Raw genomic sequence first — 16,223 nt, 5'->3', positions numbered from 1 at the left:
CCTCTCGGTGCGCAATGACCCGCGTCCAGCCACGACGGACACCGTTCCGTCGCCGTACCGAAGGGAGAGCGATGTCTGCGACCGGACTGACGGCCAGGGCCCCCTCAGGGGTTGCCCCACCGGAACAGGTGGAGGACGCGACCACCAGCCCTCCGCCGAAACGCAGGCGCCATCGACTCTCGCGCTCCGACCGGCGCGACCTGGCACTCGGCCTGAAGTACATCTCGCCGTGGCTCGTCGGGATCCTGGTCTTCGTCATCTACCCGGTCGGGTACTCGATCTACCTGAGCTTCACCCGCTACTCCGGCATGGGCAGCCCGACCTGGGTCGGAACGGGGAACTACGTCACCGCGTTCGCCGACCCGCTGGTCGGCAAGGCAGCCGGCAACACCCTGTTCTACGCCCTGATCGCCGTGCCGCTCGGGCTCGTCGTCGCGCTCACGCTCGCGCTCGCGATGAACCAGAACGTTCGTGAGGTCGCCTGGTACCGCACGATCTTCTACGCCCCCTCGCTGATCCCCGCGTTCGCGATGTCGTTCATCTTCATCGTGTTCCTGAACCCGCAGTTCGGCGCGTTCAACCAGGTGCTCAACCTCTTCGGCGAGTCCAACGTGAACCTGCTCGGGGACCCGACGGGCGTGAAGATCGCCATCATCCTGATGGCCCAGCTCGGCGCGGGGAACGCGGCCCTGATCTTCCTGGCCGGCCTGCGCAACGTCCCCAAGACCGTCTACGAGGCGGCGCGCGTGGACGGCGCCGGCCCGATGCGGCAGTTCCTGTCGATCACGCTGCCGCTGCTCAGCCCGGTGCTGCTGTTCAACCTGATCACCGGCGTCTCCGGCGCGCTCCAGGTGTTCACCGAGGCGTACATCGTCACCAACGGGACCGGCGACCCCGACGCGGGCGCCCTGTTCTACATGATGTACCTCTACAAGAACGCCTTCGGCTTCGCGGAGCTCGGCTATGCCTCAGCCCTGGCCGTGCTGCTGTTCCTGGCCGGTCTCGCCATGGCCCTGTTGATCTTCTGGTGCTCGCGCCGGTTCGTGAACTACGACGTGGAGGCCGCCTGATGAGCGCGACGATCCAGACGGATTCCCCGAGGAAGCAGCGGGCCGCTGCCCGTTCCGCGGACGCCGATCAGCTGAACCGTCGGGCCGACGGGACACGTCGCCCGTGGTACTCCACGCTGATCGCGCGCGTGGTGATGGTGGTCCTGTCCATCCTCTTCCTGCTGCCTCTGTACTGGATGATCATCTCCTCGGTGAAGTCGGACGAGGAGCTCGCGAAGTTCCCGCCCACGTTCTTCCCCGAGTCGTGGCACTTCAGCAACTTCGTCGACGCGGTGGCGGCGATGCCGTTCCTGCACTTCTTCCTGAACTCCGCGATCATCACGATCTCGGTGGTGCTCTTCTCGGTGGTGTCGAACTTCATCGTCGCCTACGGATTCGCGTGCCTGAAGTGGCCCGGGCGGGACATCGTGTTCTACCTGGTGATCGCGACGCTCTTCCTGCCGTTCCCGGTGACGCTGATCCCGATGTTCGACATGTGGGCCCGCCTCGGGCTCGTCAACACGATGTTCCCCCTGATCATCCCGTCGATGTTCGGCTCGGCGTTCTACGTGTTCCTGCTGCGGCAGTTCCTCATGCAGATCCCCAAGGACATGCTCGACGCCGCCCGGATCGACGGCGCGCGGGAGTGGACCATTCTGTGGCGGCTCGTGTTCCCCACGGCCAAGCCGGCGCTGACGACCGTCGCCATCTTCGCGGCCGTCGCGTCGTGGAACGACTTCATGGGCCCGCTGATCTACCTGCAGGACGAGAGCGTGCAGACCCTCTCGATCGGCCTGCAGTCGTTCCGCTCCGTGCACGCGCAGGACGTCACGTTCAACCAGCTCATGGCGGCGTCGTTCCTGGTCATCCTGCCCCTGCTGCTCCTGTTCTTCGTGTTCCAGCGCTACTTCATCCGGGGCATCACCATCGGAGGCTTCAAGTGATCACTCGCCGCACCTTCTTGAGCGCCGCCGCGGCCTCCGCCGCCGCCCTCTCCCTCGGGGCGTGCGCGCCCCGCGGGTCCTCGAGCGACGCCGTCATCCGCTACTGGGGGATGGGCGCCGCCGACGCCGACAAGGACATGAAGGTCATCGACGCCTTCAACGCCACGAAGGCCGGCTCCGGCGTCACGCTCGACGTCAACCAGGTGCCCAGCAACGGCGTGGCGGACATGAGCCAGATCATCACCGCCGTCCGCGGCGGCACCGCCCCGGACGTCTGGCAGATGGACCGGTTCAACGCCGTCCAGAACGCCTCCATCGGGCTGCTCGAGCCGATCGGCCGGCTCATCGAGGAGTACGAGGACACCTCGGTCGACGAGTTCACCAAGCAGTGGCTGCAGTTCGCTATCGACGAGCTCACCTTCGACGGCCAGCTGTACGGGCTGCCGATCAACACCGACGCCCGCGGGATCATGTACAACGAGAACCTCCTGCGGGAGGCGCGCATCGACCTCGACATGTTCGATCCCGAGCAGCACGTGCTCACCTGGGACGAGATCCGCGAGGTCAGCCGCAAGCTCACCACGACGGACTCCCGCGGCAACTTCGAGACCCTCGGGTTCGTCCCCTGGGACGGCGAGGGCTGGCCCTACACCTGGGGCTTCGGGCTCGGCGCGCAGCTCTACTCGAACGAGACGTCGTCGGTCACGCTGGACTCCCCCCAGTGGCGGTCCGTGTTCGACCTGTACGCCGACTGGGCCGAGGAGTTCCCCTACTCCAAGGCCGACGCGTTCTTCGCGACGTACCAGCCGCCGAACTCCCCGCCCAGCCAGACCGCCGTCTTCAGCGAACGGCTGGCGATGTCCACCACCGGCCCGTTCTCCATCCGCAGCAACGAGAAGTACGCCCCGAAGCTGCCGCTGAAGTTCACGTGGCTGCCGGTCGACGCGGAGGGCGACGACACGTACTCGTGGTCCGGCGGCGCGTCGCTGGTGGTGCCGAAGGGCGCCAAGATGACGCGGAACCTCTGGGAGTTCATGAAGTTCTACACGGGCTACGACGGCCAGAGCATCGTGCAGCCGCTGCTCGGCGACCTGCCGACCAACCTGAGGACGATCCAGGCGCGGCACTACAACCCCAAGGCCGAGCTGTTCCGGCAGATGCTGCCGACCTCCACCTCCCGGCCCCCGCTGCCCGTCGGCACCGTGGCCTGGGACACGCTCCAGCGCTCCCGGAGCTCGGTGATCATCGGGTCCGCGACGCCGCAGCAGGTCATCGCCAACAACCAGCAGAGCGTCGCTCCCAAGATGGCGCTCTTCGAGGGCTACCAGATGCCCGCCACGTACGGGCAGAAGAGCGTCATCCCGGAGGCCTGAGCGAACCCAGCGAGCGCACGAACGACCCACCCGAACCGGCCGGACGACGGGCCGGGAACCACCTGAGCATCACAGGAGCAGAACCCATGACCACACCCCTGCGGATCGCCGTGCTCAGCGCATGGCACGTGCACGCCGAGGAGTACGGGCGCGCCGCCGTCGACCACCCCGACACCGAGCTCGTCGCCGTCTGGGACGACGACGCCGAGCGCGGCCGCGCGCTCGCCGAGCGGCTCGGCGTCGAGGCCACCACCGACCTCGACGCGCTGCTGGCGCGCGAGGACCTCGACGGCGTGACCGTCACCGCCGCCACCAGCGACCACCTCGAGGTGATCGGCAAGGCGCTCGCCGCCGGCAAGCACGTCTTCACCGAGAAGCTGCTCGCCCCGACGGTCGCGGAGTGCGACAAGCTCATCGACGCCGCCCAGGACGCGGGCGTGCGCCTGACCGTCTCCCTGCCGCGGCTGACGCACGGCTACACCCTGGCCCTGCGCGAGATCCTCGACGCCGGGACCCTCGGCCGGCTCACCTACTCGCGGGTCCGGCTGGCCCACGACGGCTCCACCCGCGACTGGCTGCCCGCACGGTTCTACGACGCCTCCGAGGCGCTCGGCGGCGCCTTCTCCGACCTGGGGGCGCACCCCGTCTACCTCACCCAGCTGATCCTGGGCGACGAGTTCACGTCCGTGCGTCCGACCTACACCGACCAGACCGGTCGCGGCGTCGAGGACAACGCGTCGGTCACCGTGGCCACGCCGGACGGCGCGATCGGCGTCGTCGAGACCGGCTTCGTCACGCCTGCCAGCCCGTTCACGATCGAGGTCCACGGCACCGCGGGATCCGTGCTGTACGGCTTCGAGTCCGACGACGAGGGCAAGGCCGTGATGCGCCTGACCACGGCGGAGGGCTCGTCCCGCGTGGACCTGCCCGCCGACCAGCCGATCCTCTTCGCCCAGTGGGCGGACTCGATCCGCGCGGGCGCCGCCCTCGAGGACACCCTCCCGCGCGCCAGGTCGCTGACCGCCCTCGTCGACGCCGCGAACGCCGCCGCGCAGAGCTGACCGACCTCCACACCACAGAAACAGGTTCCACCATGACCGTGACACCCCCCGTCCGCATCGGCCTGATCGGCGCCGGCGGCATCGCCAACGCCCACCTCGCCGGTTACGCCACCGTGCCCGACCGCGTGACGATCACCGCGATCGCCGACGCCGTGCCCGAGACCCTCGCCCAGCGCGTCGAGGAGACCGGCGCCCGCGGGTACGCCGACTTCACCGAGCTGGTGAACGACCCGGAGGTGGACGCCGTCGACATCTGCCTGCCGCACCACCTGCACAAGGTGGCGATCGTCGCCGCCGCCAAGGCCGGCAAGCACATCCTCTGCGAGAAGCCCCTGTGCCTGACCGCCGAGGAGGCCGCCGAGGTGCGCGCCGCCGTCGAGGCGGGCGGCGTCACCCTGATGTGCGCGCACAACCAGCTGTTCATGCCGGCCGTCGCCCAGGCCAAGGAGATCCTCGAGTCCGGCGTGCTCGGCGACGTGTACGAGGTGCGCACCACCGACTCGTTCCACAACAACTTCGACCCGGAGAACATGGGGTGGCGCGCCCACACCGCGACCAGCGGCGGCGGCGAGTTCATCGACACCGGCTACCACCCGACGTACCTGCTGATGCACCTCGCGGGCGCGCGGCCCGTCAAGGCGTTCGCGATGATGTCGACCCACCGCCTGAAGTTCATGGAGGGCGAGGACTCCGCCCAGGTGCTCGTGCGCTTCGACAACGGCAGCGTCGGCCAGCTGGTCACGTCGTGGGCCTACGACGCCGCGCCCGGCACCGACCGGTTCAGCGTCGTCGGCGAGAAGGGGTCGCTCAGCTCGGACGGCACCACGCTGCGGGTGAAGCTGCGCGGCGAGGACGAGCAGGTCTTCGAGCACGAGGCCGTGAACACCTTCGCGGCCGAGATCGTGGACTTCGTCGACTGCCTCGAGACCGGCCGTCGCCCGCTGAACACCGAGGCGGAGGGCATCGACGTGCTCGGCATCATCCTCGCCGCGTACGAGAGCGCGCGTACCGGCGAGGCCGTCGACGTCATCGGCGTCTGACCCGACGACGGGCTGACCGCTGCCGCCCTGGCAGCGGTCAGCCCGTCGTGCCCCGCACGCTGATCTGCGGCGGCGTCACGCGGCGTGGAGCGTGCGGCACCGGATGCACCAGTAGCGCGCCGCAAGGACGACCGCCCCCACGAGTGCGCCCTGGATCGCGCCGGCGAGGGCGATCACCACCGGCTGGACCGTGCTGAGAGCAAGGTCTGCTGCCGGAACGAACGCGAGCGCAAGCATGACGAGATACGTCCCCAGGGTCGCCCACGGGAACATCAGGCCGTAGTACCACGCCAGACCGGTGAGGTCTGCGTCGAGCGAGCCGTGCGTCAGTGCGAGGGCGAGCGCAGCCGAGACGCCCGAGCTCGCAGCGATGATGCCCTTGGTGCCGAGGGTCATGAGGTTGGTCCTTCCGGTCGTGAGGGAGCGTAGCGATCGAATCGCCCCGGTGGTCGCGGCCGAGCCGGAATCACCCGTGGTCACTCTCGGTGGTCTCGTCGGCTCGACCGTGCGCCCCGGGTGCCGCTGTACTTTCGCGGGCCGCCGCCCGACACTGGTCGGCCAGGCGTCGGGACGACCGACGTGCGGCAGACACGACCTCGGGAGACGACCGGCACATGGGATCGCGGCACGTGACGGACGCCTACCCGGAGCGGGGCACCGCGGACGACCACGGACCGAGCCCGCTGCGCGCAGCCGCGGTGATCGGCGTCGTGCTCATCCAGGCGGGTGTCGCGGGCCTCGTCCTCAGCACGTGGTGGCGGCACGCGCGCGGCCTCCTCGAGGACCCGGCGCTGGGCTCGGTGCTGTGGCACGTGCTGACGGCGGCGCTGTTCGTCTGGGTGGTGGTCGCGGAGATCCGCGCCCTGGTTCGGGCGCGCCGGTCGCCGCTGACGGTGGTCTCCGTCGCCACCGTCGCGATGGTCGTCGCCGTGCTGCTCGAAGCGCTCGGCCCTCGCTAGCCGTCGCCGTCCGTCGTCGACGGGCGACGGAGCCAGTACCGCGAGCCGTCCACCTCGCGAGCCAGCAGCCCGGTGTCCACGGCGAACCTGCGCAGGCCGGACGGGTCGACGAACACCATGGCCAGACGCGCGTTCAGCTCGACCTCGGTCATCCACCCGCGGCTCTCGCCCAGGAACACCCGATCGACGACCGCCCGGACGAACTCCGGGCGGTCCTGCTCGCGCGCCGGCCACTCCGAGATCGGTCCGTATGCGAGCAGCCCCGCCTCTGACAGCAGCGTGCCGAGCGCCGCGTAGTCCTCCGCCAGGCGAACCAGGTCGACCTCGCCGTCGACGAACCAGCGCAGGGCCTCGACCGGGGGAGCCGTGCTCTCCGAGGTCGACCCGAGGTCGCCTTCGAGTGCCGCCGCGAGCTCCTTCCGCAGCTTTGGCGCCCGGACCACGCCGATCGCCATCCGGCTTCTTTTTAGGACGTCGCGCACGTCCTCGTCGACCAGCAACTCGATTCCCCTTTTCTCCTGCCGTGCGCGTCAGGGTAGCGGGGCCCGCCGAGGCGATCGCTCACCCGCTCAGGACGGCGACGACCGCAGCGGCCGTGGCGGCGGCCAGTACCGCGACGACGACCCGCCCGCGGAGCGGCCAGCGCGCTTCGAGGGCGAGGGTCACGCCGACGATGCCGGCGGCGAGCACGAGGCCGGAGGCGAGCCCGCCGTACCGGATCCCGACGGCCCATCCTGTCCACGCTCCGGTCGCGGCCGCGGCGACGCCGCCCGTGAACCACGTCGGAAGCTCGACGCCCGACACGAGCGTGAGGACGAGCGTGATCGCCAGCGTCGCCACGACGGGCAGCACCGCCCAGAACAGGAGCGAGTACCCGACGAAGAACGGCCAGCTCAGGTTGAGCATCCGCCAACCACTGTCGGCCGTCACGACCACGCCCACCGTGAGCGACGCCAGCAGTGCGCGGCGCATGCTCGTGCGGGCGGCGTCCGACCGCCCCGGGGACGCCTTCGAGGGCGGCACCGCCGGCGAGTGTGCTGACACCTCGACCACGCTACGCCGGGGCACGGTGGCAGGCCGGACGGGCGCCAGCCCGACCCCGCGTGCGGGAAAGAACCTGACGTCAACGGCGTGCGCGGCGGATCCTGGGACCGTGCTGCCGACCTTCACCCCTGACACCACCGCCGACGAGGCGCGCGCCGCCCTCGGGTCCGCGGGCTGGCGCGAGGTCGGGACGGGGGACTGGGCGTGGGTGCTCGCGTCCCCCGACGACCGGCTCGCCGCGCGCGTCACCCCGTTCGACCCGGCGTTCCGGCTCTTCGCCGACGCGTGCCTGGCGGGGCCGCCGAACCCGTTCCTCGTGCGCGTGGACGACGTCGTCCCGCTTCGGCACCGGGGCTACGTCGTCGTCATGGAGCGGCTCCACCCGGCGGACGAGGAGCGCGCCCGGAGCCTCGTCGCGTCGCTCGGCATCACCAGCGCGACCGACGCGATCTCGCCCGACGACGCGCGCCCGGACCTCGCGGACCACCCCGACGTCGTCGACCTGCGTCGCCGGATCGAAGACCTGCTGGCCGACGGCGCCCGGCAATACCGCCTCTGGGGCGGCGCGGACATCCGGCCCGGCAACGTGCTGCAGACCGCGGACGGGCGGCTGCGGCTCACCGACCCGGTCTTCGTGCACGGGCCCACCGTGTTCGAGTCCATCCGGGACGGGCGCGCCGACCTGCTCGGGGACTTCTCGCGCGCCGACCTCGAGGACTTCCTGCGCATCCCCGCGTTCGAGCCCGGCCCGGGCACCGACGCGCTGCGCCGGGCGCTCGCGGACCTCGTGCTCGACGAGGATCAGCGCGCGACGTCGTAGACCACGTGCACCGCCGTCGTCGACGGCGTCACCCTCCGCTGCACGAGGTCGTGCCGGCGGCCGCCGACGAACAGCGGCGTCCCCGCGCCGAGGACGACGGGGGAGAGGTGCAGCACCAGGACGTCGAGCAGCCCGGCGTCCAGAGCCGACCCGACGGTGAGCCCGCCGCCCATGACCACGACGTCCCGGTCGTCGCCGGCCGCCGCGGACACTCCGTGCGCGGCGGAGCGCGCCTGCTCCACGGCGTCGGGCAGCCCGGTCGTGACGAAGGTCCAGAACGACAGCCGGGTCCGTGCGGGGACGCTGCCGGTGACGACGAAGAACGGCGGCGTGCCGACCTCGCGCGCGCCGTAGCCCACCTCGTCGTCCCAGCCCTGCGGTCCGTCGACGACGTCGAACAGGCGACGGCCGAGGATGACGGCGCCGCTGCGCGCCGTGGCCGTGCGCAGCTGCTCCTGGTCGACGGGGTCGTCGCTGAACGCCCACGTGTGCAGGGCCTCGCCGCCGTCGCCCAGGCCGTTGTCGGGCCCCGCGTTCGGGCCGGTGACGAAACCGTCCAACGAGATCGAGATGTCGCCCACCACTCTGGTCATGGAGGGTGGACCGGCGCGACGCGGGGGAGTCATCGCGGCTTCGGACCGTCGTTCCTCAGCCGGACGCGCGGAGGAAGTCGTCGACCTCCCGGCGCGACCGCAGCCGGTGGAACGCCAGGTGCGCGTGCGCGGGGTCGGCCATCGCCGCGCCGTACCGCTCCGGGTACCGCCTCAGCTGATCCCACGACCAGCGGACGATGGAGTCCTTCGTCCACGGCGCCAGGGCGTCGCGCCAGCGCTGGCGGTTGCCCGTGCCGGGCCACAGCTCCGTCCGGTCGAGCGCGCGCGCCAGCGTGCGCCGGTACACCTGCCACATCACCGCCGCCCTCGGCGGGTCGAGCCAGACGACGGCGTCCGCGCGCGCCCAGATCTCGTCCTGGAGGCCGGCGTAGTTGCCGTCGATCACCCATGCGTCGCCGGCGATCTCGTGCCGCGCGTCGGCGGCGAAGTCCTCGCGCGGCCGCGGCGTCCAGTCCCGTCCCCAGAACAGCGCGTCGAGCTCCACGTGCTCGACCCCGAGCACCGCCGCCAGGCGGTGGGCGAACGTCGACTTGCCCGACCCGGCCGCACCGACCACCGACACCCTGCGCACCGCGGAAACCTAGCAGCCGGGCGGGCGAGCCGTCAGTCGCCGATCTCGACGACCGCGGACGGGTTGGCGGCGCACGACGCTGTGGGGTCGACCTCGCAGGGAGTCGGAACGGTGATGTTCACGGAGATCTCCGCTTCACCGACGGGGACGTCGTCCGGCACGTGGACCGTGCCCTCCGCGACCCCGTCGCTGCTCGGGTCGAGGACGGTGAGGTCGGTGTTGTAGAAGTGGGTGCCGAGGTCGGGGTCGCCCGTCCCGTCCACCAGCGACCTGATCGAGATCCCGTATCGGGCGCGGCTAGGCAGCGTCGAGGAGCACGACGAATGGTGGCCGACCCCGTCGATCTCGACGTGCACCTCGTCGCCCGGCGCCACGCTCGTCGGGGTCACGACCGGGTCGTGCGGGCTGCAGTAGGCCTTGCGCAGGACGGAGTCCACGATCCCGCACCCGGACACCGCCCCCGCCAGCACGATGACCACGACGAGCCCGAGCACCCCGCGCCGCCGCCGGCGGGCCGAGCTGCCGTCGGAAGGCCGGGAGCCGATGACCGTCGCCGTCATGCGCGACATCCTTGCAGGCGACGAGCTCGGCGCGTGGCGGAACGTCGATCAGGTCGGCAGTCCGGGTTCAGATCGGCAGTTCGAACTGCCGACCTGATCCCGAACTGCCGACCTGATGGCGGCCGTGGGACTCAGCGATCGGTGAGCCGGTCCACCTGGAAGAGCGTGGTGGTGCCGGACACCTCGTTGGCGACGGCGAGCAGCGGCCGGTGCGTGGGGGAGTCGGACGCCGGGATGAACGTCAGCCCCTCGGGCCCGAGGTCGCCGGCGCCGGAGAGCGCGTCGGCCGCGTCGGCGCCGTCGTCGATCGCGTCCTCGACGGACACGGAGTAGTCCCGGTTCGAGACGTAGGTGACGAACTCGGAGCGCTCGGGCCGCGTGATGTCGTAGACCATGACCCCGCCGGCGCGCTCCAGCCCGACGAACGCGTACGTGCGGCCGCCGACCTCGCCGATCGTGAGGTTCTCCGGCTCGGGGCCCTTGTCGTCGCTGCGTCCGTCGAACGCGGTCTCGGTGTGGTTGGTGTTGAACGCGTCGCCGAGCGCGTCGGCGGTCACCTGCTCGAAGGTGTCGCCGGAGTCGAAGACGAGGTCGCCGTCGGTGCTCCAGACCGAGAAGGAACGACCGCCGAATGCGTACAGCTGCTCGTAGCAGGAGCCGTCGGCGCTCAGCCCGGACGCCGTCGTGACGTTGAGGCGGCCCAGGTCGGCGTCGCCGAGCAGGGCGGCGGCGGGGGAGTCGTCGCACACGGGCGCGAGGCCGTCGTCGCCCAGGTCCTTGACCCGCGCGGGCTCGGCGTAGTCGCCCCACTCGCGGGCGTCGCCCTCGTTCGCGGTGACGAGGTAGGTCTGTCCCCGCGACGTGTACGACGCGATCCCGTCCGGCATGTACAGGCCCTGCACCGGCACCTCGCGGACGTCGGCCTCGCCGTCCTTGTCGGACGGGTCGATGCCCTGGCCGGGCACGGAGTGGTCCTTGCTGCCGAGCGACCACAGGTCGGTGGTGCGGGCGCGGCGCAGGTCGACCTCGGCGACGGCGTTCGCCTCCTGCAGCGCGACGTAGGCGGTGCGCGAGTCCTTCGACACGGTCACGTACTCCGGCTCGAGGTTGCGCGACACGCGGTGCGCGAGCGACCCGTCCGGGCCGGCCACGTCCGGGCCGAAGACGCGCACGCCGTCGGGCAGCGCGTCGCCCTCGAACGCGTGGAACGTCGCGGACCGCACGGCGGACTGCCGCACGGGCACCTCGCGGTCCCGCCAGCGCGAGACGAGCACGCTGAGGCGCGACGGCAGCGCCACTACCGACACCGAGCCCTCGGGGTCGACGGAGAAGTCGTCGGCGGGCTCGCCCTCGTTCGCGACGACGGCAGAGCGGCCGTCGGGCGTGACCGTCACCATGTCGGGGAGCGCGCCCACCCGGACGGCGCCGAGGGCGTCGCCGTCGCCGGTCGCGTCGAACAGCACGAGCCAGCCGTCGGAGACCTTGTCGGGCGCCTCGACGGCCACCACGACCAGGCCGTCCGGGCGCACCGCGACCGAGTTCGCGACCGCGCCGTCGGGCACGGTCGAGCCGTCGGCCGCCCGCACGCCCGTGGTCTCGAGCGCGAAGAGCTTGCGCGGCGCGGACGGCCGCGCGACGTCCAGCACGGTGACTTCGCCGGCCTGCGCGTTCACCGAGAACAGGCGCTCCGAGCGGGCGTGGTACGCGACGATCTCGGCCGCGGACTCGTCGAAGACGCCCGTGGCGTACGAGCCGAGCGGCGACAGGCCGATCCGGGCGTCGTCGGCGGACAGCTGCACCGGGTCGGCGACGACGCCGGTGCCGTTCCCCGGCTGGGGCCCGCGGTGGGCGGACGCGGTCGCGGGCAGCACGACGGGCACGGCCAGCGCGACGGCGAGCGCCGTGGCGCAGCCGCCCACGAGGGCGCGCCGCCCGGAGCGCGAGGCAAGGGGGCGGCGGGTGCGGGAGCGGGGTGTGCGCAAGGGGTCCTCCGTGGCCTGGGGCGCGCGCCGGGCGGCGCCGTCGAGGGTGACCGTAGGGAGGACGGATGACCGCCGGGCGAGCCCCGGGTGAACACGCCCCGACCTGCAGGTGAATGCCCGCCCGGCCGGGTCAGGCCTCCGCGACGGCTGCCGCGCGGCGGGCCGCGATCGCGTCGTCGTAGTGGCCCAGCAGCTCTGTGCACACGTGCCGCCACGTGCGGCCGAGGACGCTGCGTCGCGCGGCGGAGCCGAACGCGCGCCGCTTGCGCTCGTCGCCCAGCAGGTCGACGACGTGCGCCCGCAGGGCGGCGCGGTCCCCGGGCGGGTACAGCCAGCCGGTGTGCGAGTGCCGCACCAGGTCGAGCGGCCCGCCCGCGGCGGGCGCGACGACCGGCACCCCGGAGGCGTGCGCCTCCTGGATCGTCTGGCCGAAGGTCTCCAGCTCGCCGGGGTGCACGAACACGTCGAGGCTCGCCGTCGCGCGGGCGAGGTCGTCGCCGCGCAGCAGGCCCGTGAAGAGCGCGCCCGGCAGCAGGGACTCGAGGGCGGCGCGCTCGGGCCCCTCGCCGACGACGACGAGCCGCACGCCCGGCAGGTCCGCCACCGCGGCGAGCGCGTCCACCTGCTTCTCCGCCGCGAGCCGGCCCACGTACCCGACCAGCAGCTCCCGACCCGCGCCGACGGCGCCCCGCCACCGCTCGTCGCGCCGGCCGGGGTGGAACCGCACGGTGTCGACGCCGCGGCCCCAGAGCCGCAGGCGCGGGACGCCGCGGGCGCGCAGGTGGTCGAGCGTCGCGACGGACGGCGCGAGGGTCAGGGTGGCCCGGTCGTGCACCTGCCGCACCCGGCGCCAGAACAGGCTCTCCAGGTGCCGCACGCCGTACCGGGCGGCGTAGCCCGGCACCTCGGTCTGATAGACGGCGACCGTCGGCAGGCCGAGGCCGTCGGCGGCCCGCATGCCCTGCCACCCGAGCGCGAACGGCGACGCGAGGTGCACGACGTCGGGCTCGAAGGCGGCGAGCGTCCGCGCGATGCGGGCGCGCTGCCCGAGGACGACCCGCACGTCCGTGTACCCCGGGAGCCCGACGGAGCCGAGCTCGACCACCGGGGCGCCCTCGACGAACGGCGGCACCGCGCCGCCGTCGTCGTCGGGCGCGAGCACGAGGGCGTCGTGCCCGGTCTCCCGGAGGTGCTCGAGGATCCGCAGCACGGAGTTCGTGACCCCGTTCACCTGCGGCAGGAACGACTCTGCGACGATCGCGACCCGCACGCTCCGCAGGCAACCGCCCGCCGGTGACCGGCCGGGGTGCGGCGGGCATCGTGTCGAGGGCGGGTGGGCGAACGGGCGACGAACCCTCAGTCGGAACCCGGCGAACCGGGCGAGATCGGCCCGGCGGCGGCCGGCAGGTCGGAGCGCACGCCGTCGCGCCCGAGCTGGACCATGCGCCACACCGCGCCGACGAGCAGCACGACGAGCGCCAGGTTGCGCAGGCCCTCGATCACGATCATCGCGGGCTCGCCGGCGAGGAACTCGCCGTACGCCACGGGGTAGACGATCTGCGTGCCGAGCGCGGCCAGCAGCACCCCGACGGCGGGCGGCGCCCAGAGCCGGCGCGTGCCGGGGCCGGCGAGCGCGAGCGCCGCGGCCAGCGGCGGGCCGATCCAGGCGACGAACTGCGGGGAGCCCACCTTGTTGAAGACGATGAGCGCGAGGAGCAGCGCGGCGGTGCTGAGCAGCAGGATGTCGCCCGCATGGTCGGGGCGCCGGCGCGCCGTCCACCACGTGAGGGCGGCGAGCAGCAGCACCGCGAGCGGCAGCAGCCAGTCGAGGGCGGCGGCGACCTGGCGGGCGGCGTCGCCCTGCACCTCGTAGGTGAAGATGACGTCGTTGTACTCGATCCGCACGGACGGGTCCCACAGCCGCGCGACGCTGAACCACGTGGCGAGCACGGACTCGGCCTGCAGGGTGCGCGCCTCCTGCTGCCCGAAGACGCTGAACGCGCGCTGCCCGGCGCCGCCCGCGAGCGCGAGGCCCACGACGACCGCGCTGACGATCGCGCCCGGCACCAGGACCTGACGCCACAGGTCGCGCCCGCGCGCCCGGGTGGCGGCCAGCGCCACGACCACCGCGCCGGGTGCGATCTTGATCCACGCCCCCGTGGTGGCCACCGCCGTCGCGAGCGTCGGGCGGCGCGCGGAGACCACCAGTGCGATCAGGATGAGCGGCGCGACGACGCCGTCGAGGCGGCCCAGGAAGATCGGGCCGAGGGCGAGGAGGAAGGCGAGCCACCACCAGGCGCCGAGCACGCCGCGCGGCGCCGAGCGCACCAGCACCACCGTGGCGACGGCGTCGAGCAGCACGATCATCGCCGTCCAGGCGATCTCGTAGCCGAGCAGCGAGGACGTGACGAGCGCCGGCAGGGTAACCGGCACGAGGGCCCCGGCGGGGTACACCCAGTCGTCGTCGAGCACGGGCCACTGGCCGGTGCTCAGCCCGTGCCGCGCCCACCACTCGTAGAGCGTGACGTCGCCGTAGATCGTGTAGCCCCAGGTGACCGCCAGCTTCACGATCCAGGCGTGCACGGCGACGAAGCCGATCGCCAGCAGCCAGCGGGACCTCAGCGCGAAGCCGAGGAGTCCGGGGGGCCGCGGGGCGGCGGCGATCGGGGTGGGTGGCACGCCCGACATGGTGACAGACCCGCCTCGGAGCCGCCCCGCAGGGTCCGAGGGGGTGCGCGATACGGGTCTCGACGTCTAGAGTTTCGGAGAACCGAAAACGGCCGACCTGGAGGAGACCCCGTGAGCCGACCGACCCCCGCCCGAGCCGCCGCCGTGCCGCCCGCGGACGCCACGCCGCCGGCGCGTGCGACGCGCCGGGCCGGCGCGCACCCGGCCCGGCTGGTGGGCCTGCTCGGGCCGGCGTTCGTCGCGGCCATCGCCTACGTCGACCCGGGGAACGTCGCGGCGAACCTCACCGCGGGCGCACAGTTCGGGTACCTCCTCGTGTGGGTGCTGGTGGTCGCGAACGTGATGGCGGTGCTGGTGCAGTACCTGTCCGCCAAGCTCGGGGTGGTCACCGGCCGGTCGCTGCCCGAGGTGCTCGGCGAGCGGCTGTCCCGCCGTGGCCGGATCGCGTACTGGGTGCAGGCCGAGGTGGTCGCGATGGCCACCGACGTCGCCGAGGTGATCGGCGGCGCGATCGCGCTGCACCTGCTGTTCGGCGTGCCGCTGGTGCTCGGCGGCATCATCACCGGCGTCGTCTCGATGCTGGTGCTCACGGTGCAGCAGCGGCGCGGGCAGCGCGTCTTCGAGACCGTCGTGACATCGATGCTCGCCGTGCTGACGGTCGGGTTCTGTGCCGGCCTGTTCTTCGCGCCTCCGGACCTGGGCGCGGTGCTCGGCGGGCTCGTGCCCCGGCTCGCCGGGCCGGAGTCGGTGCTGCTCGCCGCGTCCATGCTCGGGGCCACGGTGATGCCGCACGCGATCTACCTGCACTCATCGCTCGCGCGCGACCGCGTCCGCCACGACGCCCGCGTGCAGCGCCGGCACGCGCTCGCCGCCGGGGCGGCCGATCCTGCCGACGTGCCCGACGACGCCCCGGTCGTGCCCTCCCCGACGGCCGTGCGCCGCCTGCTCACCGCCACACGCTGGGACGTCGTCGCCGCGCTCGTCCTGGCGGGCGGGGTGAACATCGCGATGCTGCTCCTCGCCGCCGCGAACCTGCCGGGGCGCGCGGGCACCGACACGATCGAGGGCGCGCACGCGGCCATCTCGTCGTCCCTCGGCCCGGCGGTGGCCGTGCTCTTCGGCGTGGGCCTGCTGGCGTCCGGGCTGGCGTCCACCTCCGTCGGCGCCTACGCGGGCGCCGAGATCATGTCCGGCCTGCTGCACGTGCGCGTCTCGCTGATCGCCCGGCGGATGGTCACCCTGGTCCCCGCGATCGTGCTGCTCGCGACGGGGGTGTCGCCCACGTGGCTGCTCGTCGTGAGCCAGGTGGTGCTGAGCTTCGGCATCCCGTTCGCGATGATCCCGCTGGTGCGCATCACCCGCGAGGAGGGCATGCTCGGCCGCTTCCGCAACGGACCGGCCACGCAGCTGGCCGCGTGGGCGGTGGCGGCCGTCATCGTGACGCTGAACGTCGCGCTGCTCTGGCTGACGTTCACCGCCTGACGCCGAGGTAGTCCACATCTCCGCGAGGTAGTCCGG

Annotated in this window: 17 protein-coding genes; 8 read left to right on the top strand and 9 right to left on the bottom strand. The window is 72.6% G+C overall.

What is annotated here, in order from left to right; all coding sequences use genetic code 11:
- The first annotated feature begins 128 nt into the window (after positions 1 to 128).
- The 5 genes from ACQFYA_RS18365 to ACQFYA_RS18345 all read left to right on the top strand — a co-directional run bounded on the left by ACQFYA_RS18365 (position 129) and on the right by ACQFYA_RS18345 (position 5,467).
- Positions 129 to 1,070 (top strand): carbohydrate ABC transporter permease, encoded by a 942-nt coding sequence (locus ACQFYA_RS18365; RefSeq protein ID WP_499126555.1) that lies wholly within the window; start codon positions 129 to 131, stop codon positions 1,068 to 1,070.
- Positions 1,070 to 1,993, top strand: a complete 924-nt coding sequence (locus ACQFYA_RS18360) for a carbohydrate ABC transporter permease (RefSeq protein ID WP_499126554.1) — start codon at positions 1,070 to 1,072, stop codon at positions 1,991 to 1,993. The genes ACQFYA_RS18365 and ACQFYA_RS18360 overlap by 1 nt, the downstream gene beginning before the upstream one ends.
- Positions 1,990 to 3,366, top strand: a complete 1,377-nt coding sequence (locus ACQFYA_RS18355; protein WP_499126552.1) for an extracellular solute-binding protein — start codon at positions 1,990 to 1,992, stop codon at positions 3,364 to 3,366. Before ACQFYA_RS18360 ends, ACQFYA_RS18355 begins: the two co-directional genes overlap by 4 nt.
- Positions 3,367 to 3,452: 86 nt before the next feature.
- Positions 3,453 to 4,427 carry a Gfo/Idh/MocA family protein gene (locus ACQFYA_RS18350; RefSeq protein ID WP_499126551.1) on the top strand — a complete coding sequence of 325 codons (975 nt, stop codon included), beginning with the start codon at positions 3,453 to 3,455 and terminating at the stop codon, positions 4,425 to 4,427.
- A 32-nt stretch (positions 4,428 to 4,459) separates the two neighbouring features.
- Positions 4,460 to 5,467, top strand: a complete 1,008-nt coding sequence (locus tag ACQFYA_RS18345; protein WP_499126550.1) for a Gfo/Idh/MocA family protein — start codon at positions 4,460 to 4,462, stop codon at positions 5,465 to 5,467.
- A gap of 75 nt (positions 5,468 to 5,542) precedes the next feature.
- On the opposite strand, the gene ACQFYA_RS18340 is transcribed toward ACQFYA_RS18345, so the two are convergent.
- Complete coding sequence (locus ACQFYA_RS18340; RefSeq protein WP_499126548.1) at positions 5,543 to 5,863, bottom strand: hypothetical protein; 321 nt, start codon at positions 5,861 to 5,863, stop codon at positions 5,543 to 5,545.
- Positions 5,864 to 6,081: 218 nt separating this feature from the next.
- Between ACQFYA_RS18340 and ACQFYA_RS18335 the strand changes: the two genes are divergently transcribed.
- The gene (locus ACQFYA_RS18335; RefSeq protein WP_499126547.1) at positions 6,082 to 6,426 is read left to right on the top strand and encodes a hypothetical protein; all 345 of its coding nucleotides are present in this window, start codon (positions 6,082 to 6,084) and stop codon (positions 6,424 to 6,426) included.
- Here the strand turns inward: ACQFYA_RS18335 and ACQFYA_RS18330 are convergent.
- Both ACQFYA_RS18330 and ACQFYA_RS18325 read right to left on the bottom strand, forming a co-directional pair.
- Positions 6,423 to 6,926 (bottom strand): DUF2087 domain-containing protein, encoded by a 504-nt coding sequence (locus ACQFYA_RS18330; RefSeq protein ID WP_499126545.1) that lies wholly within the window; start codon positions 6,924 to 6,926, stop codon positions 6,423 to 6,425. The two genes, ACQFYA_RS18335 and ACQFYA_RS18330, sit on opposite strands and share 4 nt — an antisense overlap.
- Positions 6,927 to 6,987: 61 nt before the next feature.
- On the bottom strand, positions 6,988 to 7,470 hold the full coding sequence (locus tag ACQFYA_RS18325; RefSeq protein ID WP_499126543.1) for a hypothetical protein: 483 nt from the start codon (positions 7,468 to 7,470) through the stop codon (positions 6,988 to 6,990).
- A gap of 109 nt (positions 7,471 to 7,579) precedes the next feature.
- On the opposite strand from ACQFYA_RS18325, the gene ACQFYA_RS18320 reads away from it, so the two are divergent.
- Positions 7,580 to 8,290: a hypothetical protein gene (locus ACQFYA_RS18320; RefSeq protein ID WP_499126541.1), complete on the top strand. Its 711-nt coding sequence runs from the start codon at positions 7,580 to 7,582 to the stop codon at positions 8,288 to 8,290.
- Here ACQFYA_RS18320 and ACQFYA_RS18315 read toward each other — a convergent pair.
- The 6 genes from ACQFYA_RS18315 to ACQFYA_RS18290 form a co-directional block, all read right to left on the bottom strand.
- A complete protein-coding gene (locus tag ACQFYA_RS18315) occupies positions 8,272 to 8,883 on the bottom strand; it encodes a dihydrofolate reductase family protein (RefSeq protein WP_499126540.1) in 612 nt (203 codons plus the stop codon). The two genes, ACQFYA_RS18320 and ACQFYA_RS18315, sit on opposite strands and share 19 nt — an antisense overlap.
- A gap of 55 nt (positions 8,884 to 8,938) precedes the next feature.
- On the bottom strand, positions 8,939 to 9,475 hold the full coding sequence (locus ACQFYA_RS18310; RefSeq protein ID WP_499126538.1) for a P-loop NTPase family protein: 537 nt from the start codon (positions 9,473 to 9,475) through the stop codon (positions 8,939 to 8,941).
- A gap of 32 nt (positions 9,476 to 9,507) precedes the next feature.
- Positions 9,508 to 10,035, bottom strand: a complete 528-nt coding sequence (locus tag ACQFYA_RS18305) for a hypothetical protein (protein WP_499126535.1) — start codon at positions 10,033 to 10,035, stop codon at positions 9,508 to 9,510.
- 131 nt (positions 10,036 to 10,166) lie between these two features.
- Positions 10,167 to 12,017 carry a choice-of-anchor I family protein gene (locus tag ACQFYA_RS18300; RefSeq protein ID WP_499126534.1) on the bottom strand — a complete coding sequence of 617 codons (1,851 nt, stop codon included), beginning with the start codon at positions 12,015 to 12,017 and terminating at the stop codon, positions 10,167 to 10,169.
- Between the two features lie 130 nt (positions 12,018 to 12,147).
- Positions 12,148 to 13,287 (bottom strand): glycosyltransferase family 4 protein, encoded by a 1,140-nt coding sequence (locus ACQFYA_RS18295; protein WP_499126532.1) that lies wholly within the window; start codon positions 13,285 to 13,287, stop codon positions 12,148 to 12,150.
- Positions 13,288 to 13,373: 86 nt separating this feature from the next.
- Positions 13,374 to 14,696 carry a glycosyltransferase 87 family protein gene (locus ACQFYA_RS18290; protein WP_499126531.1) on the bottom strand — a complete coding sequence of 441 codons (1,323 nt, stop codon included), beginning with the start codon at positions 14,694 to 14,696 and terminating at the stop codon, positions 13,374 to 13,376.
- Between the two features lie 219 nt (positions 14,697 to 14,915).
- Between ACQFYA_RS18290 and ACQFYA_RS18285 the strand changes: the two genes are divergently transcribed.
- The gene (locus ACQFYA_RS18285) at positions 14,916 to 16,187 is read left to right on the top strand and encodes an Nramp family divalent metal transporter (protein WP_499127604.1); all 1,272 of its coding nucleotides are present in this window, start codon (positions 14,916 to 14,918) and stop codon (positions 16,185 to 16,187) included.
- Positions 16,188 to 16,223 lie beyond the last annotated feature (36 nt).

Source organism: Promicromonospora sp. Marseille-Q5078, assembly GCF_050315395.1.
GTDB lineage: Bacteria > Actinomycetota > Actinomycetes > Actinomycetales > Cellulomonadaceae > Isoptericola.
The sequence above is the reverse complement of the archived record's forward strand: the minus strand, read 5'-3'. Positions and strand labels throughout refer to the sequence as shown.

Excerpts from the sequence above, each read along its gene's own strand:
- ACQFYA_RS18360 (WP_499126554.1), top strand. The coding sequence starts at position 1,070 with ATGAGCGCGACGATCCAGACGGATTCCCCGAGGAAGCAGCGGGCCGCT.
- ACQFYA_RS18305 (WP_499126535.1), bottom strand. The coding sequence starts at position 10,035 with ATGACGGCGACGGTCATCGGCTCCCGGCCTTCCGACGGCAGCTCGGCC.
- ACQFYA_RS18345 (WP_499126550.1), top strand. The coding sequence starts at position 4,460 with ATGACCGTGACACCCCCCGTCCGCATCGGCCTGATCGGCGCCGGCGGC.
- ACQFYA_RS18340 (WP_499126548.1), bottom strand. The coding sequence starts at position 5,863 with ATGACCCTCGGCACCAAGGGCATCATCGCTGCGAGCTCGGGCGTCTCG.
- ACQFYA_RS18335 (WP_499126547.1), top strand. The coding sequence starts at position 6,082 with ATGGGATCGCGGCACGTGACGGACGCCTACCCGGAGCGGGGCACCGCG.
- ACQFYA_RS18315 (WP_499126540.1), bottom strand. The coding sequence starts at position 8,883 with ATGACCAGAGTGGTGGGCGACATCTCGATCTCGTTGGACGGTTTCGTC.
- ACQFYA_RS18350 (WP_499126551.1), top strand. The coding sequence starts at position 3,453 with ATGACCACACCCCTGCGGATCGCCGTGCTCAGCGCATGGCACGTGCAC.